Raw genomic sequence first — 24,424 nt, 5'->3', positions numbered from 1 at the left:
CATCGGTACCCGCGGGCCGTCTTCGCCTCACTCCCCGCGCAGCAGGGTGTCCACGGCCCGGCCGAAGACGAGCCGTCCGGTACGCGCCGTGACCGCGTCGAACGCTCCCGGCAGCCGCCACACCCGCAGCTCCTCGCGCCAGCGCACCCACGAGCCGGTATCCGCGCCCGTACCCGTACCCGTACCCGTACCGGTGTCGTCCGGCCGTACGTCGATCTCCGCCCAGCCGGTGACGATCCGGCCGGTCTTCTCCAGGCGGCAGAATCCGGGGCCGCCGTCGACCGGCGGCTCCCAGCGCACGATCCGCATCGGGTCGTCGAACCCGGCACCGCCGAGCCCGGTCCGCGCCACGAAGGCCGTGCCGACCCCGTCGGGCGGCGGCGTCAGCACGCTGATCCGGGTCAACGGCACGGTGGCGGTGTGCCGTTCCCAGTCGGTCAGCCGCCGCCACGCCTCGGCGACGGGCAGCGGGGTGCGGCGCTCGACCACGAAAGGGGACATAAGGCCAGGGTAGGGCGCGCCGCCGTCAGGACCAGCCGGTACGGGTCCGCAGCCAGTCGAGCGCGACGACGCCCTGGGCGTGCTGGAAAGGGCGCAGTGTCGGCAGGCCGGGCGGCGCGGGCCGTCGCGCGTGGCCGAGCAGGAAGCCGGCGAAGGCGGCCAGCACCGCCGTGACGCCGTCCGGGTCGGCGCCCGCGGCCACCGGGTGCCGGTCGAAGATCTCGGCGGGGGGCGGTCCGCCCTGCATCCCCACGCTGGGCAGCATCAGCAGCAGGTCGAACCAGGGCGCCGCCAGGCAGGCCCACGGCCAGTCCACGACCATGACGCGGCCGTCCGCGGTGAGCAGCAGATTGTCGGCCCGCAGGTCCGCGTGGGCCAGGGTCTTTCCGGCCGCCGCCCGCGCCCATCCGGCCTCCAACGCGGCCAGTTCCGCCAGATGGCGTACGGCCCAGGGGTCGAGGCCCGTCAGGTCGTCGGTGCCCGCCGCGTGCTCGGCGGCCAGGGCGCGCCAGCCGTGGAAGTTCTCCGCGTTCGCCTCCGCCACGGGCGGGACCTCCACCGGGGACGGTGTGAGCAGCGTCGCGAGGTCGCCGACCGCGGCCAGGACGCGCTCCAACTCGGCCGCGTCCCACGGCTGTGCGGGCGTGCGGCCCTCGATGTCCTCGAAGAGCAGGACCACCCAGTCGTCCCGCTCGAAGGAGGCCAGCAGGCGCGGGGCCGGGACTTCACGGGGAAGCGCCGCGGCCACCGCGGCCTCCGCCCGGTGGATGCCCGGGCTCTCCGGATTCGCCGCCGGGGTCACGGCCTTGACGAACGCCCTCGTCCCGTCCGTCAGCCGCAGGCGGGCCGCCACGCCCGGCGAGAAGCCGCCGGCCTGCGTCTCCGCCGCCGCGACGCGTGCCCCCAGGCGTGCCTCGGCCTCTCCCCGCACCCCCGCGGGCACGTCCCCCCACTCGGCTCGCACACCCTGTGCCCCCACGGCCCCGCTGTCGGTCGTCATCGCCCCATCCTCCCCACCCCCCGGGGCCCGGGGCCACCGCGTTTCGGGAGGCGCGGGTCCTGAGGGGTCGGTCGGTCGCGGCGCGGACGGGGCCGGGTCAGGGGGTGGGGAGGTAGCCGGTGGTGTGGCCGTGGGTGAGGTAGCGGGTGAGGACCGTGTCGGTCAGGGGCGGGAGGTGGACGCCCGCGGCGGCGGCTTGCGCGGCGGTGCGCCGCGAGTCGAAGCGGCGGTGGTGGGAGGGGGCGGAGCCGGCGGGCGGGGCGTCGTCGCCGAGCAGGAGCTGGGCGGCGTTGTCGGGCTGCGCCGCCACGCGGGAGCGCCACCGCGCCACCGGGACGGTGGGCAGGTCGTGGCCCAGGCGGGCGGCCACTTCGAAGACGGTCCGCAGGTCGGGGGCGTCCGGGTTGGTGAGGTGGTACACGGGCATGGCGGTACTGGTCCCGGCGGAGCGGGCCAGTGCCACGACGGCCGCGCTGACGTAGTCGACGGGTATCCAGTCGGTCGAGCCGTGCGGCAGGTCCGGCACCGCCCCGGCCTGGAGGCAGCCCTTGATGAGCTGCCAGAGCAGGTCGCGGTCCTGGCAGGCGCCGGTGGCGGTGTCGCCGCTGATCCGGCCGGGTCGGTAGACGGTGACCGGCAGACCGCGGGCGCGCGCCAGGTCGACGATCCCCTCCGCCACCCACTTGCTCTGCGCGTAGCCGCCCGGCAGGTCGGCGGCCGGGCCGGTCGGCGTCGACTCCGTGACGGGCGCGGCGTCGGGATCGGAAGACGGGGCGTAGACGCTCGTGGTCGAGATGTAGTGCATGCCCGGTGAGCCGGAGTCGGCGAGCAGCCGCAGCAGTTCCTCGGTACCGGCCACGTTGGGGGCGCGCAGATCGCCGTACGGGGCGGCGAAGTTGACCCGGGCGCCGTTGTGCAGCACCGGGCCGAGGCGGCGGGCCAGGGCGGCGCGGTCGTCGGGCGACAGGCCGAGGCCGGGGGCGGCCAGGTCGCCTGGGACGGGACGGACCAGGTCGGCGTAGGCGGGGCGCCAGAGGCCGTAGCGCTCCAGGTTGGCTCGCAGCCGGTGCGCCGCGTGGTCCGGGCCGTCGGCGCGGACCAGGCAGTCGACGGGGCCGTCCGTGGCCTCGATGAGGTCGCGCAGCAGGAACGCGCCGAGGAAGCCGGAAGCGCCGGTCAGCAGGGGGCGGGCGGCGGGGCGGGAGCGGGTGGGAGCGGGCACCGGCGCGGTCCGGCGCGCACCGCCCGTGATGTCGGGGGCGAGCCGGACCTCCGCGAGGAGGTACGACGCGACCGGGTCCAGCGGTCCCTCGCCCGGGCCCTCGCCCGGCCCGGTCGGCGTGGTGTCCGGCGCCGCCGGACCTCTGTCCGCCGCGCCGTCCAGCGACCGGATGACGCCTTCGACCGTCGGCGCCGCGAACAGCGCCCTGAGCGAGGGCCGTCGGCCGCACCGCTCCTCGATCCTGCGGGCCAGGGTCACCGCGAGCAGCGAGTGGCCGCCGAGGGCGAAGAAGTCGTCCGTCACCCCGACCTCGGGCACGCCGAGCGTCTGCGCGAACGCCGCGCACAGCTCGCGTTCGCGGTCGGTGGCCGGGGGCCTGGACGCGGCGGGCGCGGCGTGACCGGGTGCGGGCAGGGCACGACGGTCGGTCTTCCCGTTGGGGGTGACCGGCAGCGCGTCGAGCCGGACGCACGCGGCCGGGATCATGTGGCCGGGCAGCGTGTCGGCGAGCCGGGCGCGGATCGCCGCCTCGTCGGGGGCCGTCCCGCCGCGCGCGGCCACGGTGTAGGCGACCAGGCGCCGGTCGCCCGGCCGGTCCTCGCGGACGACGACGCAGGCCGCCGCGACGCCGGGCAGCGCCGTGATCGCGGCCTCGATCTCACCGGGTTCCACCCGGAATCCGCGGAGCTTGACCTGGTCGTCGACCCGGCCGACGTAGACGATCTGGCCCTCGGCCGTACGGCGCACCAGGTCGCCGGTGCGGTACATACGGCCGCCGGAGCGGTCGAACGGGTCGGCCACGAAGCGGGACGCGGTGAGGGCGGCCCTGCCGAGGTAGCCGCGGGCCAGTCCCGCGCCCGACACGTACAACTCGCCGATGACACCGGACGGGACGGGTGCCAGCCGGTCGTCCAGTACGTGCACGCGGGTGCCGTCCACGGGCAGGCCGATGGGGACCGCGCGGTCGGGGGCGAGGGCGCCGTCCGCCTGCTGGAAGCCGCTCATGGTGGCGCAGACGGTCGTCTCGGTGGGACCGTAGGCGTTGACGAGGTACCGCTCGCGCGCCCAGGCCCGCGCCAGCTCCGGCGGGCACGCCTCGCCCGCGAGCACCAGAGTGATCCCGGTGGGCAGGGAGCCGGGCTCCATCACCGCGAGCGCGGCCGGGGGCAGCGTGAGGTGGGTGACGCCGCGCGTGCGGACGGCGTCCGCGAGGGCGGGTCCCGGCAGCAGGGCCTCGCGTTCCCCGATCTCCAGGCAGGCGCCGGACAGCAGCCCCATGCACAGCTCCCAGAACGCGGCGTCGAAGCTGACCGACGCCATCTGGAGGACCCGGCTGCCGGGACCGGCCCGGAGCCGGTCGCGCTGCGTCCTGGCCATGGCGCCGACGCCCTGGTGGGTGACGACCACGCCCTTGGGCCGGCCGGTGGAGCCGGAGGTGTAGATGACGTACGCGGGATGCGACGGGAGCGCACGCGGCGGGACGGCGGTGTCCCCGCGCGGCGGGACCGGCGGACCGTCCGCCTCGGGGCTGTCGAGCACCAGGCGCGGTACGGCGGTCTCCGGGAGGCGGGCGCCGACGTCGGCCGTGGTGAGGAGCAGCCGCGGCCCGGCGTCGTCGAGCATGAAGGACAGCCGCTGGGCCGGGTAGTCGGGGTCGAGCGGCAGATACGCGGCACCGGCCTTGAGGACGCCGAGGAGGGCGACGACGAGGTCGTTGGTCCGGGGCAGCGCGACGGCCACCCGGTCCTCGGGGCCGATCCCCCGCGCGAGGAGACGGCGGGCCAGGGCGTCGGCGCGCGCGTCGAGTTCGGCGTAGCTGAGGGTGGTGGCCGCGTCGCGCACCGCCGGGGCGTCCGGGGCGCGGCGGACCTGCCGGGCGAAGAGTTCGGGGACCGTCGAGCGGGGCAGGTCGTCGGCCGGTCCTGTGCCCAGGGCGGCGATCCGGGCGCGTTCGCCGGGGCCGAGGACGTCGTAGGTCCGCAGCGGGCGGCCGGGGTCGGCGGTGACCTCGCCGAGCAGGACGACGAGGCGCTCGGCGAGCGCGCCGACCGTGGCCTCGGTGAACAGCTCCGTCGCGTAGTCCACGGTCGCGCGCATGCCGCCGGACGGGCCGGACGCGCCGGACGCGTCCTGACCGTCCGCCGTATCCGTACCCGTACCGGCGGGTGTCTCGGTGAAGGTGAACGACAGGTCGAATTTGCTGACGCCCGGATCGACGGGCAGGCCGGAGACGGTGAGGCCGGGCAGGTCGAAGGGGGCGGCGGGGGCGTGGTTCTGGAGCACGAGCATGGTCTGGAAGAGCGGGTGGTGGTTCTGCGAGCGCGCGGGGTTGAGCAGTTCGACCAGCCGCTCGAAGGGGACGTCCTGGTGGGCGTAGGCCGCGAGGTCGGCGTCCTTGACGCGGTCCAGGAGTTCGAGGAACGTCGGGTCGCCCGTCAGGTCCGTGCGCAGCACGAGGGTGTTCACGAAGAAGCCCACGAGGTCGGTCGCGGCCTCGTCGGTGCGTCCGGCGACCGCCGTGCCCAGCGGGATGTCGTCACCGGCTCCGTGCCGGGACAACAGCAGTGACAGGGCGGCCTGGAGCACCATGAAGACCGTGCAGCCGCGGCTGCGGGCGAGGTCGGTGACGCGCCGGGCCACGGCGGGGTCCAGGACGAAGTCGTGGCTGGCGCCGGTGTGCCGGGGGACGGCGGGGCGCGGCAGGTCCCACGGCAGTTCGACCAGGTGCGGCAGGCCGTCCAACGCCTGCTTCCAGTACCGCAGTTGGCGGGCCATGGCGCTGTCGGGGTCCTGCTCGTCGCCGAGCAGCCCGCGCTGCCAGAGCGTGAAGTCGGCGTAGTCGACGGGCGGTTCGGCCCAGGCCGGGGCCCGCCCGCCGACGCGGGCGCGGTAGGCGGCGGCGAGGTCACGGGCGAGGGGCGCCATGGAGGACCCGTCGGAGGCGATGTGGTGGATCACCAGGACCAGGACGTGGGCGTCGTCGGCCAGCCGCAGCACAGTCGCCCGCAGCGGCAACTGCCGCTCGATGTCGATCGGTTCGGCCGCCGCGGACCTGACCCGGTCGTGCAGCTTGTCCGGCTCGACGGTCTCCGCTGCCAGGACGAGGCGGACGTCGTCGGCCGCCGTGATGAGCTGGCGCGGTCCGCCGTCGTGCTCGGGGAAGACCGTGCGCAGCGCGGAGTGCCGGACGACGACATCGCGCAGGGCCCGGCGCAGCGCGCCGGTGTCGAGGGGCCCGTCCAGGCGTACGGCGAAGGGGATGTTGTACGTCGCCGAGGGCCCTTCGAGGCGGTGCAGGAACCACAGGCGGCGCTGGGCGTACGACAGCGGGAGGACGGCAGGGCGGGGCTGGGGGACGAGCGCGGGCCGCGCCGGGCGGCGCGCGTCCTTCAGCGCGGTCGCGAGGGCGGCGGCGGTGGGGTGGTCGAACAGCGTGCGGATCTCGGTCTCGGCGGCCAGGGCGGTCCGGATGCGGCCCACCAGGCGGGTGGCGAGCAGCGAGTGGCCGCCGAGCGCGAAGAAGCTGTCGTCCGGGCCGACCCGGGGCACCCCGAGCACGTCGGCGAACAGGCCGGTCAGGATCTCCTCGTGGGCGTCGCGCGGGGCCCGGACCGGGGCCAGGTCAGGGGCGGCGGGCGCGGGGAGGGCCGCCCGGTCCAGCTTGCCGTTGACGGTCAGCGGGAAGCCGTCGAGCACCTGGATCGCGGTCGGCACCATGTAACCGGGAAGGTGGCTGCCGACGTGCGCGGTGAGCAGGTCGGGGTCGGGGGTGCGGCCGGGCGCGGGGACGACGTACGCGGCGAGTCCGCGACCGCCGGGCAGGTCCTCGCGCACCATGACGCAGGCGGACCGCACCGACGGGTCGGCGCGCAGCACCGCCTCGATCTCGCCGGGCTCGATGCGGTGGCCGCGCAGTTTGACCTGCTGGTCGGCCCGTGCGACGTACTGGAGGGCGCCGTCGGGCTGTTGGCGCACGAGGTCGCCGGTGCGGTACATGCGGTCCCCGGTGGCGGCGAACGGGTCGGCGACGAAGCGGGTGGCCGTCAGGGCGGGCCGCTCCAGGTAGCCGCGCGCCACGCCGGGGCCCGCGACGTACAGTTCGCCCTCGGCTCCCGGCGGGACCGGGCTCAGCGCGGCGTCCAGGACGTAGGCGCGGGTGCCGTCGGTGGGGCCGCCGATCGGCGGCGCGCCGTCGGGGCCGTCCTCGGGACGCACCTGGTGGCGGGTGGCGAAGGTGGTCGTCTCGGTGGGCCCGTACACATTGAGGACGGCGGTGCCGGGGTGGGCGGCGGCCAGGCGTTGCAGGACGCCGGGGGCGGCGGCCTCGCCGCCCGAGGCGACCGTGCGGAGCAGGCCGAGCGCGTCCGGGTCGGCCTCGGCGACGAGGTTGAACAGGGAAGTGGTCAAGAACGCCGACGTCAGGCCGTGCCGGGCCACGAGGTCCCGGAGCACGGCGGGCTGGAGGGGGCCGGGCGGGGCCACGACGACCCGGCCGCCGCTGAGCAGCGGCGCCCACATCTCGAAGGTGGAGGCGTCGAAGACGTACGCCGAGTGCAGCAGGACGGCGTCGGCCGCGCCGCCGTGCCAGACGCGGTCGGCGGCCAGCGCGGCGATGTCGGCGTGGGTGACGCCGACGGCCTTGGGCAGGCCGGTGGAGCCCGAGGTGAACATCACGTACGCCAGCCGGGCTCCCCCGGTGACCTCCGGCAGGGTTCCGGGGGCGGCGGGCGCGCCTGCGCGGACCCGACCCGCGGCGTCCACGGTCAGCGTCGGCAGGGCGGTGGCGAGACCGCGGACCCACGGATGGGCGGCGGCGGCCTCGTCGACCACCAGGGCGCGCAGTCCGGCCGCCTCGGCGACACGGGTGAGCCGTTCGTCGGGCCAGCGCGGGTCGAGCGGCACATAGGCGGCGCCCGCGCCCAGCACGGCCAGGGACACGGTGACCTGGGCGGCCGAGCGCTCCGTCATGACACCGACGCGGCTGCCGGACGCGGTGGTGAGCCCGGTCAGGGCGCGAGCCGTCTCCCCCGCGACGTCGGCCAGTTCGCGGTACGACAACGGCTCGCCCGCGCCGGTCACGGCGGGCCGGTCGGGGTGGTCGGCGGCGTGGCGCAGCACGGTGTCCCAGACGCTGGTGTCCACGGTGCCGACGGGGAGCGGGGCGCCGCGCCCGAGGGCGAGCAGCCGTTCGCGCTCGCCGTCGAGGAGGACGTCGACGGTGTCGGCGCGGCGGTCGAGGCCGTCGGCCATCGCGGTCAGCACGCGCCGCACGCGGGCGACGGTGCGGGCCACGTCGTCGTGGTCGAGGACGGCGGCCCGGTAGCCGAAGGTGATCCTCAGCCGGTCGCCCGGCGCGATGGTGAGGGTGAGCGGGTAGTGGGCGGCGTCCGTGCCGGTGAAGCCGGTGAGGTCGAGGCCGGGCAGTCCGCGCCGGGCGGTGCTCAGCGCGGCGGCGTCCACCGGGTAGTTCTCGAAGACCGCGAGGGTGTCGAAGAGTTCGTCCAGTCCGGTGACGCCGCGGATCTCGGTCAGGCCCAGGTACTGGCTGTCCAGGAGGCGGCCCTGTTCGGCCTGGAGCCTGGTCAGGAGCGCGGCCAGGGTCTCGCCGGGCTCCAGGCGCAGCCGTACCGGCACGGTGTTGATGAACAGGCCGATCATCGATTCGACGCCGGGTATCTCGGGCGGGCGGCCGGAGACGGTGGTGCCGAAGACGATGTCGTCGCGCCCGGTGAGGTGCGTCAGCAGCAGTCCCCAGGCGCCCTGGACCAGGGTGTTGACGGTGAGCCGGTGGGCGCGGGCGGTCTCGCGCAGCCGGGTCGTGGTGGCCGCGTCCAGGTCGAGGACGAGCGTTCCGGGCAGGTCGTCGGTGGCGGCCGTCCGCGTCCGGCCGGGCCCGGCGAGCAGGGTCGGGGCCTCCAGGCCCGCCAGGGCGGTGCGCCAGGTGTCCAGGGCGGCGGCGCGGTCCTGCCGGGCGAGCCAGGCCAGGTAGGTCCGGTAGGGGGTGGGGCGGGGCAGCGCGGTGTCGTCGCCGCGGCTCGCGTACAGCTCGAACAGCTCCCGTACCAGCAGCGGTGTCGACCAGCCGTCGAGCAGGATGTGGTGGCTCGTCATGACCAGCCGCGACTGACGGGGGGCGGTGCGCACCAGGGTGAACCGCATCAGCGGCGGGGAGGTGAGGTCGAAGCGCCGGGTCCGGTCGGCGGCGAGGAACGCGCCGAGCCGTTCGCCCGCCGCCGCGCCGTCCCGCACGGTCAGATCGAGTTCCTCCAGCGGTACGGGGACGTCGGCGGCGACCGCCTGTACGGGCTCGTCCAGGTCCTCGTGCAGGAAACCGACCCGCAGGTTGGCGTGCCGCCGCAGCAGGGCGCCGATGGCGGCGCGCAGCGCGGCGACGTCGACGGCGCCTTCGAGGTCGAAGACGAATTGCGCGGTGTAGACGTCCACGGCGGCGGAGTCGTACAGCGCGTGGAAGAGCATCCCCGACTGAAGCGGTGTCAGCGGAAGTACGTCCTCCAACTGGAACCCGGTCACTTGTGTCCACCCCACTTGTTCTGAAGCCGGTCGATCTGGGCCTGGTCGAGCGAGACCAGCGGTAGGTCGGAGGGCGTGTAGCCGCCCGCGTCGGGTTGTTCGGTGTGCTCGGCGATGGCGCGCAGGGCGCGTCCGAAGGCGTCGGACAGGGCGTCGATCTCCTCTTCCGCGATCAGGTCGGCGGCCCACGTCCACCGGGTCACCAGGCGCGGGCCGTCGGGCAGGTCCTCGGTGTGCGCGTTGATGTCGAGGACGTGGTGGACGGGCATGTCCGGGTCCTGGGCGCGCGGGCCGCCGCCGTCGAGCAGCACTTCCCAGTCGGCGCCCGCGTCCTGCCGCGCGGCCCCGGCGGTGTCCTGGTGCGAAGTGGTGTACCGGCCGAGGTAGTTGAAGCCGATCTGCGGTTCCGGCAGGGCGGCGAGCCGGGGGCGGGTGGCCGGGTTGAGGTGGCGCAGCATCCCGAATCCGAGGCCGTGGTCGGGCACGGCCCGCAACTGCTCCTTGACGCGTTTGAGCGCGCGGTCCACGAGCGCGGGGCCGAAGCGCCCGGGGTCGCGGGGATCGACGGGTCCCGGATCGACGCTGACCGGGTAGAGGCTGGTGAACCAGCCGACGGTACGGGACAGGTCGACGTGGTCGGCGATCTGCTCGCGTCCGTGGCCCTCGACGTCGAGCAGCACGCCGGTGCCGCCGGGCAACGGGCCGCCGTCGGCCGCCCGTTGGGCCTGCCAGGAGTTCAGGGCGAGGGCGAGGCCGGTGAGCAGGACGTCGCCGACTCCCGCGTGGAAGGCGGCGGGCACGTCGGTGAGCAGCGGCGCGGTCCAGGTGGCGGGCAGCCGGGTGGTCACCGTGCGGGTCCGGTCGGCGGTGTCCAGGTCGGGGTGGAGCGGCCGGTTTCCCAGGCGGGGCGCGGGGGTGCTCAAGGCCCTTTCCCACAGCGGGAGTTCCGCTTCGCGCGCCGGTTCCAGCGCCTGGGCGGCGAGCAGCCGCGCCCAGCCGCGGTAGGTCGTGCCGACGGCGGGCAGGCCGTCCTCGGGCGCACCCGAGGTGACGGCGTGCCAGGCGGTGGCGAGGTCTTCGGCGAGGACGCGCCAGGAGACGGCGTCGACGGCGAGGTGGTGCACGACCAGCAGCAGCCGTCCGCGCGCGTGCGGTCCCGCGTCGCACCAGACCGCCTCGATCACGTGGCCGTCCGCGGGCCGCAGCCGCCGCCGGGCCCGCTCCCCCGCCTCGGCGAGGACGGTGCGGACGGCGTCGGCGTCGAGCCCCGCGACATCGAGACGGGTGAGGCGTCGGCGGATGCTCACGGCGCCGGGCGGCAGCACGTCGAGCACGGGGCCGTCCTCGCCGGTCCTGACGGCCCGCAGCCGGAGCGTGTCGTGGTGGTCGATGAGGCGCTGGAGCGTGGCGGCGACGCTGTCCTCGTCGGCTCCCGCGGGCGTGCGCAGCACCCCTGACTGGTTGTACCCGTCGATGGTGCCGGGCCGTCGCAGCAGCCACGCGGCGATGGGCGTGGCCGGCAGTTCGCCGGAGCCGGGTACGGCCTGGGCCGGCACGTCCTGACCGAGGGTTCGGGCGACGGCCGCGATCGCCTCGGGCGTGCGGTGCGCGAACACGTCGCGCGGTGTGACGCTCAGCCCGGCCTCCCGTGCGCGGCTGACGAGCTGGATCGAGAGGATGCTGTCGCCGCCGAGACCGAAGAAGTCGTCGTCGGTCCGGACGGTGTCGGTGTGCAGCAGCGCGGCGAAGACCTCGCAGAGGACGCGCTCGGACGCGGTGCGCGGCTGTCCTCCGGGCCGGGCGGCGGCGGGCCGGGCCGGAGCGGGCAGCGCCTTGCGGTCGGTCTTTCCGTTGGGCAGCAGGGGCAGCGCGTCCAGCGGGACGAAGACGGCGGGTGTCATGTAGGCGGGCAGTTCCGCGGCCAGGCGGTCGCGCAGTTCGCGGTCGGTGGGGGCGCCGGGCCGGTCGGGGACGGTGTAGGCGACCAGGCGCCGCTCCCCCGGTATGTCCTCGCGGACCAGTACGCACGCGGCGGCGATCCCGTCCAGGCCGGTGAGGGCGGCCTCGATCTCGCCGGGTTCGATGCGCAGGCCGTTGAGCTTGACCTGTTCGTCGGCGCGGGCGACGAAGGTGAGCTCGCCGTCGGCGCCGTATCTGACGAGGTCGCCCGTGCGGTACATCCGGGCGCCGCCGGGTCCGTGCGGGTCGGCGACGAACCGCGCCGCGGTCAGCGCCGGGCGGCCGAGGTAGCCGCGGGCGAGACCGTCGCCCGCGAGGTACAGCTCCCCGGTGACGCCGGGCGGCACGGGCTGGAGGCCGCTGTCGAGGACGTAGGCGCGGGTGTTGTCGACGGGGCGGCCCAGCGGGACGCTCTCCCCGTACCCGTCGGTGCCCTGCCGCCCGTCCCACCGGTGGGCGGTGGCGTCGATGGTGGCCTCGGTCGGGCCGTAGAGATTGTGCACCCGCGCCCGCCAGTCGCGGCCGACGCGCTCCGCCAGTGTCCGGGTCAGCGGCTCGCCGCCGCACAGCACCGCGCGCAGGCTCTCGGGCGCGTCACCGGGGTCGGTCTCGGCCAGCAGGAGCGAGAGGTGCGAGGGCACGAACTGCGCGACCGTCACCTCCGTCTCGCGCATCAGGGCCAGCAGTCCCGCCGGGTCGTGGTTGGCCGCGGGCGGGACGGGGCAGGTGGCACCGCCGTGGAGCAGCGGCAGCCAAGTCTCCCAGACGGAGGCGTCGAAGCTCGGTGAGGTGCGGGCGAGGACCCGGTCGTCGTCGGTGAGTTCGAGGTGGGCGGCCATCCACGCCATGTGGTTGGTGACGGAGCCGTGGGTGACGACCACGCCCTTGGGGCGCCCGGTGGAGCCCGACGTGTAGATGACGTACGCCGCGTCGCGCGGGTCGGCCGCCACAGCAGTCCGACCGTCCGCGCCGGTGCTCACGGCCCCCGGGTCCAGGTCCACGTCCACATCCAGGTCCAGGACGGGTACGGGCAGGTCCCGCGGCGCGGTGGCCCCGCGGGTGAGCAGCAGTACGGGACGGGCGTCGTCGATCATGAAGGCGATACGGGCCCGCGGGTACTCGGGGTCGACCGCCAGATAGGCCGCCCCGGCCTTGGCCACCGCCAGCATGGCGACCGTCTGGTCCGCGGTGCCGGGCATCGCGAGGGCGACCAGGTCGCCGCGGCCGACCCCGCGACCGCGCAGGCGGTCCGCCAACTGGTCGGAGAGCGCGTCAAGTTCGGTGAAGGTCAGGGTCCGCGCGCCCGCGCGCACCGCGACGGCCTCCGGGGTCCGGGCGCGCTGGGCCTCGAACGCCGAGGGGATCGTGCCCACAGCGGGCCGGAGCGGGCCGTACCCGGCCGCCAGCAGCGCCGCCCGCCGGTCGGCGGCCAGGACGGGGGCGGTGTGCACCGGCCGCTCCGGCTCGGCGGCGAGCGCGCCGAGGAGCCGGGTGAGGCGGTCGGCCAGGCCGTGCGCGGTGGAGTGGGCGAACAGTTCGGTGGAGAACTCCAGGACCGCGTCGAGACCGGCGGGCGCGTTCACCTCGTCGCGCTTCTCGGTGAAGGTGAACGTCAGGTCGAACTTGCTGATGCCGGTGCCGACATGCTGCCCGGTCACGGTGAGGCCGGGCAGGTCCACGGCGGCGTCGGCCTGGTTCTGGAGCGCGACCATGGTCTGGAAGAGCGGGTGCCGGTTCTGGGCGCGGACCGGGTCGAGGCTGTCCACCAGGCGTTCGAACGGAATGTCCTGGTGGGCGTAGGCGGCCAGGTCGAACTCCCGCACGCGGTCGAGCACTTCGCCGAAGGTGGGGTTCCCCGACAGGTCGGTGCGCAGCACGAGGGTGTTGACGAAGAAGCCCACCAGGTCGTCCAGCGCCTCGTCGGTGCGCCCGGCCACGGGGGTGCCGAGCGGGATGTCCTCGCCCGCGCCGTGCCGGGAGAGCAGCACCGCCACACCGGCCTGGAGCACCATGAACAGGCTGCACCCGCGCGCGCGGGCGAGGTCCGCCAGCGCCCGATGGGTACCGGCGTCCACGGCGAAGGAGAACGCGTCGCCGCGATGCGAGGTGACGTCGGGGCGCGGCCGGTCGTACGGCAGGTCGAGGAGTTCGGGAGCGCCGTCGAGCGCGCCGCGCCAGAAGTCCAGTTGGCGCGCGGCCCGGCTGGACGGGTCGTCCTCGGCGCCGAGCAGTTCCCGCTGCCACAGCGTGTAGTCGGCGTACTGCACGGCGAGTTCGGTCCAGCCGGGCTCCTCGCCCGCGACGCGGGCCCGGTACGCCAGGCCCAGGTCACGGGCGAGCGGGGCCAGCGACCAGCCGTCGCCCGCGATGTGGTGGACCAGCAGGACCAGGACGTGGGCGTCGTCGGCCAGCCGCAGCAGCCGCGCCCGCAGCGGGAGGCCGGTGCTCACGTCGAAGGTGTGCGCCACCTCCGCGCTCAGCGCCTCGTCCAGCCGCCCGGGGTCGGTGTCGCGCGGCGCGAGGTCGATGTCCGCGTCGTCGGCGGCGCGCACCACCTGGCGTGCCACGCCCCGTGTGTCGGGGAAGACCGTGCGCAGGCTCTCGTGCCGCTCGACGACGTCGGCCACGGCGCTCGCGAGGGCGTCCGCGTCGAGCGGACCGTCCAGCCGCAGCACCATCGGCACGTTGTACGTGGCGCTGGGCCCCTCGAACCGGTTGAGGAACCACAGCCGTTGCTGCGCGAAGGACAGCGGCAGCGGGTCGGGGCGGGAGGCGGCCCGCAGCAGCGGCGTCCTGGCCCGCCGCGCGTCGTCGAGAGCGTCGGCGAGCCGGGCCGGGGTGGGATGCTCGAACAGGGCTCTGACCTCGATCTCCACACCGAGCGCGGTGCGGACGCGGGCGGCGAGGCGGGTGGCGAGCAGCGAGTGGCCGCCCAGCGCGAAGAAGTCGTCGTCGGCCGCCGCGGCGGGCAGTCCGAGGACGTCGGCGAACAGGCCGCGGACGATCTCCTCGCGGGCGGTGCGGGCGGCCGTCGTGCGGACCGGCGCGCGGCGGGCGGGTTCGGGGAGCGCGTGCCGGTCGACCTTGCCGTTGGGGGTCAGCGGCAGCGTGTCGAGGAGGACGAAGGCCGACGGCACCATGTAGGCGGGCAGCGAGTGGCCGAGGGCGCTCGCGAGCGCACCGGCCTCCGGGCGGCCGTCGGCCGCGGGCACCACGTAGGCCACGAGCCGGCGGTCACCGGGGGTGTCCTCCCTGACCATGGCGAAGGCGTCGGCGACCCCCTCGCAGCCTGCCAGCGCCCCTTCGATCTCGCCCAGTTCGATGCGGTAGCCGCGCAGCTTGACCTGGCCGTCGGCGCGGCCGACGTACTCCACGTGGCCGCCCGGGGTCCAGCGCACGAGGTCTCCGGTGCGGTACATCCGGCCGCCCCCCGTACCGAACGGGTCGGCCACGAAGCGCGTGGCGGTCAGGTCGGGGCGGCAGATGTACCCGCGCGCCACGCCGCGTCCTGCCAGGTACAGCTCGCCCGTGACACCGGGCGGCACCGGACGCAGGTGGTGGTCGAGGACGTGACCGCGCATGCCGTCCAGCGGGCGGCCGATGGGCGGCGGCCCGGTCGGCAGATCGTCGGTGACGTGGTGGCGGGTGGCGAAGGTGGTGGTCTCGGTGGGCCCGTACACGTGCAGGAGTCGCGCTCCGGGCGCGACCCGGGCGACGCGCTGCATCAGGTCGGGCGAGGCCAGTTCACCACCGGCGCAGACGAGCCGCAGCCCCGCGAAGGCGCCGGGATCGGTCTCCGCGATCACGTTGAACAGGGCGGTGGTCAGGAAGACGGCGGTCACGCCGTGCTCGTGGACGGCGTGGTCGAGGACGTGTGCCTCCAGGGCGCCTTCGGGTGCGACGACGATCCGGCCGCCGCTGAGCAGCGGCGCCCAGATCTCGAACGTCGAGGCGTCGAAGACGTACGCCGAATGCATCAGCACCGCTTCCACCGCGCCGTCGTGCCACGCGGAGTCGGCCGCCAGCGCCAGGACGTCCCCGTGCGTGACGCCGACTCCCTTGGGCAGACCGGTCGAGCCCGAGGTGAACATCACGTACGCCAGGGTCGCGGGGCCGGGCACGGGGGTCGGGGCGGCGGGGCGGCGCGCTCCGGACAGCACCCGGCCGAGCCGGTCCACGACCACGACCGGCGTCCCGGCGGCGGCGACCCGGGGCGATCGCGCGGCCTCCTCGCCGACGACGAGGAGGCGGATGTCCGCGATGTCGGCGACCTGGCTGTGGCGTTCGTCGGGCCAGCGCCCGTCGAGGGGGACGTAGGCGGCCCCGGAGCGGACGATGCCGAGGGACACCGACACCACCGCGGCGGACCGGTCGAGCAGCACACCGACCCGCGTCTCCGGACCGGCCCCGAGACCGGCGAGCACCCCGGCGAGGTCGGCCGAGATCCGGTCGAGTCCCGCGTAGTCGAGGGTGGTGTCGTCGGCGACGACGGCCACGGCGTCCGGCGTGCGCCGCGCCTGGGCGGCGAAGGCGGCGGTCAGGGTGCCGTCCTCCGGGCCGGTCGGCAGGGCGCGGCCGGTGCCCCAGCGCGTGATACGGGTGTGTTCGTCCGGCGTCATCAGGTCGTACGCGGCCAGGCGCAGGTCCGGATCGGCCACGACCTGTTCCAGCAGCCGGACCAGGCGCGCGGCGAGGGTTTCGACGGTGGCACGGTCGAAGAGGGCGGTGGCGTACTCGATTCCGGCGCTCAGGGAGCCGTCCGCATCGGGGGCCCCCGCGGGCTCCTCGGTGAAGGCGAAGGTGAGGTCGAACTTGCTCAGGCCGTTGTGGACGAGGCGGTCCTCGACGGCGACGCCGGGCAGGTCGGGGCGGGGACTGTCCTGGTTCTGCAGGACGAGCATGGTCTGGAACAGCGGGTGGTGGTCGCGCGCTCTGGCGGGGTTGAGCTCCTCCACCAGCCGCTCGAAGGGTATGTCCTGGTGCGCGTAGGCCGTCAGGTCGAACTCCCTGACGCGGGTGAGGAGTTCGGCGAAGGTGGGGTCGCCGGACAGGTCGGTGCGCAGCACGAGGGTGTTGACGAAGAACCCGACCAGGTCTTCGAGCGCCTCGTCCGTGCGGCCCGCCACCGGGGTGCCGAGCGGGATGTCGTCCCCGGCGCCGTGCCGGCTCAGCAGGGTGGCGACGGCCGCCTGGAGCACCATGAACAGGCTGCTCCCCGACTGCCTGGCCAGCTTCAGCAGGCCGTCGCGCACGGCGGGCGGCACGTCGAAGGCGTGCACCGCGCCCCTCGGGTCGACGACGGCCGGGCGCGGCCGGTCCGAGGGCAGGTCGATCAGGACGGGCAGCCCGTCGAGGGCGGCGCGCCAGTGGTCGAGCTGTTCCCGCAGCAGGCTGTCGCCGTGGGCGGCGGGGTCCTCGACGGCACTGTCGCTTCCGTCCTCGGCGAGAAGGGCGTGCTGCCACAGGGTGTAGTCGGCGTACTGGAGCCGCGCGCCGGGCGCCGTGCCGCCCTCTTCGCCCGCCAGGCGCGCCCGGTAGGCGTCGCCGAGGTGGCGGGCGAGCGGGGCCAGCGACCAGCCGTCGCCCGCGATGTGGTGCAACACCAGGACCAGGACGTGGTGTTCGGGCGCGGAGCGCAGCAGCAGCGCGCGCAGCGGCAGGTCCGTCCCGACGTCGAACGGCTCCTGTACGGCGTCCAGGACGGCCGCCTCCAGCCGCGAGGGGGCGGTGCTCGTGACGGGCAGCGCGGGCGCGGCCGTGTCGGCCGGAAGGATCAACTGGTGCGGTACGCCGTCCCGTTCGGGGAACACCGTGCGCAGCGCCTCGTGCCGGGCGACGGTGTCGCGCAGCGCGCCGCGCAGGGCGTCCGCGTCCAGGGCGCCCCGCAGTTGCAGGACGAGCGGGATGTTGTACGTGGAGCTGGGGCCCTCCAGCCGGTTGAGGAACCACAGGCGGCGCTGGGCGAACGACAGCGGCAGCGGGTCGGGCCGCCGCGTGACGGGCAGCACCGCGGGTCGGCGGCGGCCCGGCGTGTCCAGGACGCGGGCCAGCTCCTCGACGGTCGGGTGCTCGAACAGCCTGCGCAGGGTGACGTCGGCGTGCAGCAGGGTGCGGATACGGCTGACGACGCGCATCGCGAGCAGGGAGTGCCCGCCGAGGTCGAAGAAGCTGTCCCCGGGCCGTACTTGGGGCACTTCGAGGACGTCGGCGAAGATCCCGGCGAGCAGTTCCTCCTGGAAGGTGCGCCGTCCCGGTGCGCTCGGGCCGCCGGTGCCCGCGGCGGGCTCGGGCAGGGCGCGGCGGTCCACCTTGCCGTTGGGCAGCAGCGGAAGGGCGTCGAGCACGACGACCGCCGAGGGGACCATGTGGTGGGGCAGCGTCCCGGCGAGCGCGTCGCGCAGGCCGGGACCCTGTGGTGCCGGGTCGCCGGTGACGGCGTACGCGACCAGGACGGGCCTGCCGGGGACGTCCTCGCGGACGACGGCGCAGGCGGCCGTGACGCCGGGCAGGGCCGCCAGTTCGGCCTCGACCTCGCCCAACTCGATCCGGAAGCCGCGGAGTTTGACCTGGTCGTCGGCGCGGCCCCGGTATTCGAGCAGGCCGTCGCGGCTCCACCGCACGAGGTCGCCCGTCCGGTACATCCGGGCACCGGCGGCGGAGGTCGGGTCGCCGGGGTCGGCGGTGGCGGCGAAGTCAGCGCCGGTGGCGGCGAGGTCGGCGGCGAAGGGGTCGGCGACGAACCGGGCGGCGGTCAGCCCCGGCCGGTCGAGGTAGCCGCGCGCGAGGTTGGGGCCCGCCAGGTACAACTCCCCCGTGACACCGGGCGGGACGGGCCGCAGCCGGTCGTCGAGGACGTACCCGCGCATGGTGTCGACGGGGCGGCCGATCGGCACGGTCTCGGACGCGGCGGGCGCGGCGGACGGCTCGTCGGGCGCGGCGGGCCGGGCGTGCGGGCCGGTGGGCGCGGTCGTCGCGTCCGGCACGCGGTGGGCGGTGGCGTCGATGGTCGCCTCGGTCGGCCCGTAGAGATTGTGCGTCGGCACCCGCCACTGGGCGGCGACCTCGGCCGCGACGGCGCGCGGCAGCGGTTCGCCGCCGCACAGCACGGCGCGCAGGTCGGGCAGCGGGGCGTGGCTCCCGGCCTCGGCGAGGACGAGGGCGAGGTGGGAGGGCACGAATTGGGCGAGGGTCACTCCGAACTTGCTCATCCAGGAGACGAGTTCACGGGGTTCCTCGTTGGCCTCGCGCGGCAGCACGCAGACCTCGGCACCGTTCACCAGCGGGAGCCACACCTCCCAGACGGACGCGTCGAAGCTGGTGGAGGTGCGGGCGAGCACCCGGTCGTCCGCGGTGACGTCCAAGTGCCGCGTCATCCAGGCCATGTGGTTGGCCAGCGCGCCGTGCGGGACGACCACGCCCTTGGGGCGGCCGGTGGAACCTGAGGTGTAGATGACGTACGCGGGGTCGGCCGGATGGGACGGTCTCGGGTCCCGCGCCATGGGGCCGGCCGCCATGTCGGCCGGGTCGTCGAGCGCGAGCCGGGGCGGGCCGCCGACGGGCAGGTCCTCGCGTATCCGCCCGGTGGTGAGCAGCAGGACGGGCCCGGCGTCGTCGAGCATCTGCCGGATGCGCGCCGCCGGGTACCGCGGATCGACGGGCAGGTAGGCCCCGCCCGCCCGCAGGACCGCCAGCATGGCCACCACGGTGTCCACGGACGGCGGTACGGCCAGGGCCACGACGCTCTCGCGGCCGACCCCTCGCTCGCGCAGTACCTGGGCGAGGCTGTCGGCGCGGGCGTCGAGAGCGGCGTAGGTCAGGCTGGCGCCCGCGTCGCGCACGGCGACGGCGCCGGGTGTGCGCAGGGCCCACTCCCGGACCGCCTCGGGCACGGTACGGGTCGGCAGCGGTCGCCGCTCGCCCTGTCCGCGGCCGAGGAGCCGGGCCCGCGCGCCGGGCGCCATCGGCTCCAACGCGCTGACGGCGAGGCCGGGTTCGGCCACCGCCTGGGTGAGGACACGGACGAAGCCGTCGCACAGGTCGCGGGCGGTGTCCGGGTCGAAGAGGTCGGCGGCGTACTCCAGATACCCGCTGATGCCGCCGGCCTCGGCCGGGTCGCCGTCGGGGTCGGGGTCGGCCTCCGTCAGCGAGAGGGTCAGGTCGAATTTGCTGATCCCGGTGTGCGCGGACCGGTCGTGGACGGTGACGCCCGGCAGGTCGAGCCGCGCCTGCCGCTGGCTCTGGAGGACCAGCATGGTCTGGAAGAGCGGGTGGTGGTCGCCCGAGCGCTCCGGGTTCAGCTCCTCCACCAGCCGTTCGAAGGGCAGGTCGGCGTGGCCGAAGGCGGCCAGGTCGAACCGCCCCACCCGGTCCAGCAGTTCGCGGAAGGTCGGGTCGCCGGACAGGTCGGTGCGCAGCACGAGGGTGTTGACGAAGAAGCCGACCAGGTCGTCCAGCGCTTCGTCGGTACGTCCGGCCACCGCGGTGCCCAGCGGGATGTCGGTGCCCGCGCCGTACGCGTGCAGCGTCACCGCGAGGGCCGCCTGGAGGACCATGAACGGGGTACGGCCGCACGCGCGGGCGAGCCGGACCAGCGCCGTGTGCGTGGCGGCGGGCAGTTCGATCGGGTGCGCGCCGCCGCGGTGGGTGGGCACCGCGCGCCGGGGCCGGTCGAGCGGCAGGTCGAGGAGGTCGGGCGCGCCCGCCAACGCCTCCCGCCAGAAGGCGAGTTGGCGTGCGCCCAGGCCGTCCGGGCCGTCGCCGCCGAGCAGTTCGCGCTGCCAGAGCGTGTAGTCGGCGTACTGCACGCGCAACGCGGGCCAGTCGGGGGCGTCCGCGCCCGCGGTCCTGGCCCGGTAGGCGGCTCCGAGGTCACGCACGAGCGGGGCCAGCGACCAGCCGTCGGCGACGACGTGGTGCAGGACGAGGACCAGGACGTGCCGGTCGGCGCCCAGCACGAGCAGGTGGGCGCGCAGCGGGGCGTCCCCTGCGAGGTCGAAGGGGAGCGAGGTCAGGTGCCGTACCGTTTCCTCGGCCCAGGCGGCGGCATGCTCCTGGCGCTGCTCGCTTCCCCGGCCCGCGCCGGCTTCCGCGCCTTCCGCGCCGTCGTCGCGTGCTGCCGCTGCCCCGCCTGCCCCGTCTGCCCTGCCTGCCCCGCCTTCTTCGGACGGCGCGTGCGCGACCGTGAGCGGGACGAGCGCCGCCGCGTCGGCGCCGTGCCGGATCACCTGCCGGGCGACGCCGTCCTCCTCGGCGAAGACGGTGCGCAGGCTCTCGTGCCGGTCGACCACGTCGGCCAGCGCCTCGCGCAGGGTCCGCACGTCCAGGTCCCCGTCGAGCGCGAGGACGAGCGGGACGTTGTACGTGCTGCCGGGGCGGCCCTCGACGCGGTTGAGGAACCACAGCCGCTGCTGCGCGAAGGACAGCGGCAGCGGGTCGGGGCGCTGGCGCGGGGCGAGGACCGGTCCGCGGGCGCGGGCGGTGTCGAGGACCCCGGCGAGGGAGGCGACCGTCGGGTGGTCGAAGAGGGTGCGCAGGTCGAGTTCGGCCCCCAGCGCCGCCCGTAACCGGCCGGTGAGCCGGGTGGCCAGCAGTGAATGGCCGCCCAGCGCGAAGAAGTTGTCGTCGATGCCGACGGCGGCCACGCCCAGGACGTCGGCGAACAGCCCGGCGAGCACCTCCTCGCGCGGGGTGCGCGGGGCACGGCCGGTCGCGACCGCGGCCGGCGGCACGGGCAGGGCGCGCCGGTCGACCTTGCCGTTGGGGTTCAGCGGCAGCGCGTCCAGCGGGACGAACACCGAGGGCACCATGTACGACGGCAGGGCGCGCGTGACGTGCCGGACCAGGGACTCCTCGTCGGGGCGGCCGTCGGCCGACGGCACGATATAGGCGGCCAGCCGCCGGTCGCCCGGCGCGTCCTCGCGCACCACGACGCACGCGGCGCGCACACCCGGCGCGGTGAGCAGGACGGACTCGATCTCGGCGGGCTCGATGCGGTAGCCGCGGAGCTTGACCTGGCCGTCCGCGCGGCCGACGTACTCCACCTGGCCGCCCGCGGTCCAGCGCACGAGGTCTCCGGTGCGGTACATCCGGCCGCCCCCCGTACCGAACGGGTCGGCCACGAAACGGGTCGCGGTCAGGTCGGGGCGGCCGACGTAGCCGCGCGCCACACCGGAGCCGCCGACGTACAGCTCCCCCACCACGCCGGGCGGCACCAGGCGCAGGGCGTCGTCGAGCACGTACAGGCGCATGCCGTCCAGGGGCCGGCCGATGGGCGGCGGTCCCGGCAGCGGGTCGGCGGTGACGTGGTGGCGGGTGGCGAAGGTGGTGGTCTCGGTGGGCCCGTACACGTGCAGCACCGTCACGTCGGGCGCGCCGACGGCCACCCGTCGCAGCAGGTCGGGAGCGGCGGCCTCGCCTCCGGAGCAGACCAGGCGCAGTCCGGCGAACGCCGTCGGCTCCTCCTCGGCCACCAGGTTGAACAGGGCGGTGGTCAGGAACAGCGCGGTCACCGCGTGGCGCTCCACCATGTCGCGCAGGACCGGTGCGTGCAGGACGCCTTCGGGTGCGACGACGATCCGGCCGCCGCTGAGCAGCGGCGCCCAGATCTCGAACGTCGAGGCGTCGAAGACGTACGCCGAATGCATCAGCACCGCTTCCACCGCGCCGTCGTGCCACGCGGAGTCGGCCGCCAGCGCCAGAACGTCCCCGTGCGTGACGCCGACGCCCTTGGGCAGACCGGTCGAGCCCGAGGTGAACATCACGTACGCGAGCCGGTCGGGATGTCCGGCCCTCGGCGGCGGCGTCGGGGACGGCGGCCCGCCGCGGACGACGGCGCCGGTCCTGTCGACGACGACGACCGGCAGACCGGCCGCCGCCTCCTTCACCCACGGCTGCGCGGCGGCGGCCTCGTCGACCACCAGGGCGCGTACGCCCGCGACGCCGCAGACGCCGCTGAGCCGTTCCGCGGGCCAGGCCGGGTCCATCGGCACGTAGGCGGCGCCCGCGCCCACCACGCCGAGGGTGGCGGACACCACCGCGGCCGAGCGTTCCAAGAGCACCGCGACCCGGTCCTCCGCGGCCACGCCCCAGCCCGCCAGGGCGTGGGACAGGGCGTCCGCGGTGCGGGCGAGTTCGCGGTAGGAGAGCGTGCGGGCGCCGTCCACGACGGCCGTCGCGTCCGGGGTCAGGCGCGCCTGGGCGGCGAACGCCTCGGGCAGGTTCGCCGTGACGGTGCGCGGCGGCAGTTGCGCGCCGCGGCCCTGGGCGAGGACCGCCTCGGCCGCGTCGTCGTCCAGGAACGGCAGGTCGCGCAGCAGGGTGTCGGCGTCCGCCGCCGCCAGAGCGGTGAGGAAGGAGACGAGAGCGTGCTGGTGGAGCAGGACGTCGTCGGGGTGGTAGAGCGCCGGGGCGGCGTCCAGCCCGATCAGCGGGCCTATGCCCTCCGACCGTTCGGAGACGAAGAGCGACACGTCGTCGACGGGTCCGATGGACAGCACGCGGGAGGTGGCGGGGCTGCCCGCGAGGTCGAGGTCGAAGTTGTAGGGCATGACGTTGACGACGAGATCGGTCAGGCGCGCGGCGTCGTCGCCCGCGTCCACCTCGCGGGCGAGCTGTTCGCGGGAGTAGCGGCGGTGGCGCAGGGCGCGGGCCATCTCGGCGGACACCGACCGGATCAGGTCGCCGACGGTCCGGTCGGCGGGCAGGCGCAGCCTGATCGGCAGCACGTTGGCCGTCATGCCGACGGCGTGCCGCAGCGCGCTGTGCCGGCCGTTCGAGGCCAGCCCGACGGTGACGTCCTCGCGGCCGGTGGCCCGCGCGACGTACGCGGCGGCCGCGCTCACCACGACGGCCGTCCAGGTGGTGCGGCGGGCGGAGCCGAGCCGTCGCAGGCCGTCCAGGACGGCGACGGGCAGCGACTCGCCGGTGTGCAGCGGGGCGGCCGGGCCCGCGCCCGGCCCGGCGTCGTCGCCCGCGTCCGGCAGGTCCGCGGCGCGGCGGCGGATGAGCGGCGCGCCGCCGCGGGCTTCCGCCTCGTCCGCCGTTCCCGCCGTTCGTGCCGTTCCCACCGGTGCCGCTGTCCCGGCCGTCCCGGTCGCGTCCGTCCCGCGTTCGGCGGTCGGCCCGGCGAAGGCGTCGATCCAGTACGCCCGGTCCGCGCGGTGGCGCTCCGACCCGAGGTACGCCAGCTCGTCCGCCACCAGCTCGCGCAGTGAGGCGGCCGGGAGGTCGACCGCGGCGATGTCCTCGCCGCGGACCGCACGCGCGTAGAGGTCGGCCACGAGGTGGTTGACCACGCCGCCGCTGAGGCCGTCGATGGCTATGTGGTGGTAGCGCACGTACCAGTAGCGCAGCCGGGGGGCCAGACGCAGCAGCGCGAAGTGGTGGGACGGGGCGTCGAGCCGGTCGACGGTGGCCATGTCCCGTGCCATGTACGCCTCGGCCTCGGCCGCCGGGTCCTCCGCGCCGGACAGGTCGATCAGGCGGACCCGGTCGGTCGCGATGGCCGGGCGTTCGGTGACGTACTGCCGGACGCCGTCGTCGCCGGTCTCGAACCGCAGGTGGAGATTGTCGCAGTGGGCGACGGCCCGGCCGAGCGCGGCGGCGAAAAGAGCCTCGTCGAGGTCGCCGCGGATCTCCAGGCATTCCCCGATGTTGTACTTCGGGCTGTCCGGATCGATCAACTGCCCGTACCAGACACCTTGCTGGGCCGACGTCAGTTCGAAGAGATCCCGGGAAACGCTGTCCGCCGGGAAGGAACTGTCTTCTGAGAAGGAGCTGTCTTCATGCATGCCGGTCGACCCCTTCGGGGAGATTCTGGAACGGTGCGGAGAAACGACGAAATCAGCCCGTCGATAAAAAGGCCGCCGACGCCGTGCCGAGGGAGGCGGGCCGAAAGCGCGCCCGCGTCATCGCGTCGGGCACTCGGGTTCCGCCGGCGCGGCGATTCGCGGCGAGGGGCGTTCCCTGCCGCGCGCGGCGGATGACGCCGCGAAGGACCGGGTGATGGTCCCGGTGAAACACCCGCGACGAAAGAGAGCATTCACGGACCGAAAGTGATCGCGTGCGGTCACCTTCGGTCGGACCCGCTCACCGAGGCGGCGGGAAGCGCGAGGGACGGGGTCGGGGGGGGGGGGGGGGGGGGGGGGGGGGGGGGGGGGGGGGGGGGGGCGGGGCAGGAGGGGCCCGCGCCTCGACCGCGCCGCCGACGTCGG

4 protein-coding genes are annotated in these 24,424 nt (G+C 75.5%); all 4 read right to left on the bottom strand.

The window, feature by feature from the left end; translation table 11 throughout:
* Nucleotides 1-27 precede the first annotated feature (27 nt).
* On the bottom strand, nt 28-501 hold the full coding sequence (locus ACZ4EF_RS19195) for an SRPBCC family protein (protein WP_467505536.1): 474 nt from the start codon (nt 499-501) through the stop codon (nt 28-30).
* Nucleotides 502-526: 25 nt separating this feature from the next.
* Nucleotides 527-1,501: an aminoglycoside phosphotransferase family protein gene (locus ACZ4EF_RS19190; protein WP_467505534.1), complete on the bottom strand. Its 975-nt coding sequence runs from the start codon at nt 1,499-1,501 to the stop codon at nt 527-529.
* Nucleotides 1,502-1,598: 97 nt separating this feature from the next.
* Nucleotides 1,599-9,254: an amino acid adenylation domain-containing protein gene (locus ACZ4EF_RS19185; RefSeq protein WP_467505532.1), complete on the bottom strand. Its 7,656-nt coding sequence runs from the start codon at nt 9,252-9,254 to the stop codon at nt 1,599-1,601.
* Nucleotides 9,251-24,001: an amino acid adenylation domain-containing protein gene (locus ACZ4EF_RS19180; RefSeq protein WP_467505530.1), complete on the bottom strand. Its 14,751-nt coding sequence runs from the start codon at nt 23,999-24,001 to the stop codon at nt 9,251-9,253. Before ACZ4EF_RS19180 ends, ACZ4EF_RS19185 begins: the two co-directional genes overlap by 4 nt.
* Nucleotides 24,002-24,424 lie beyond the last annotated feature (423 nt).

Source organism: Streptomyces sp. NPDC025721, from assembly GCF_055558595.1.
The sequence above is the reverse complement of the archived record's forward strand: the minus strand, read 5'-3'. Positions and strand labels throughout refer to the sequence as shown.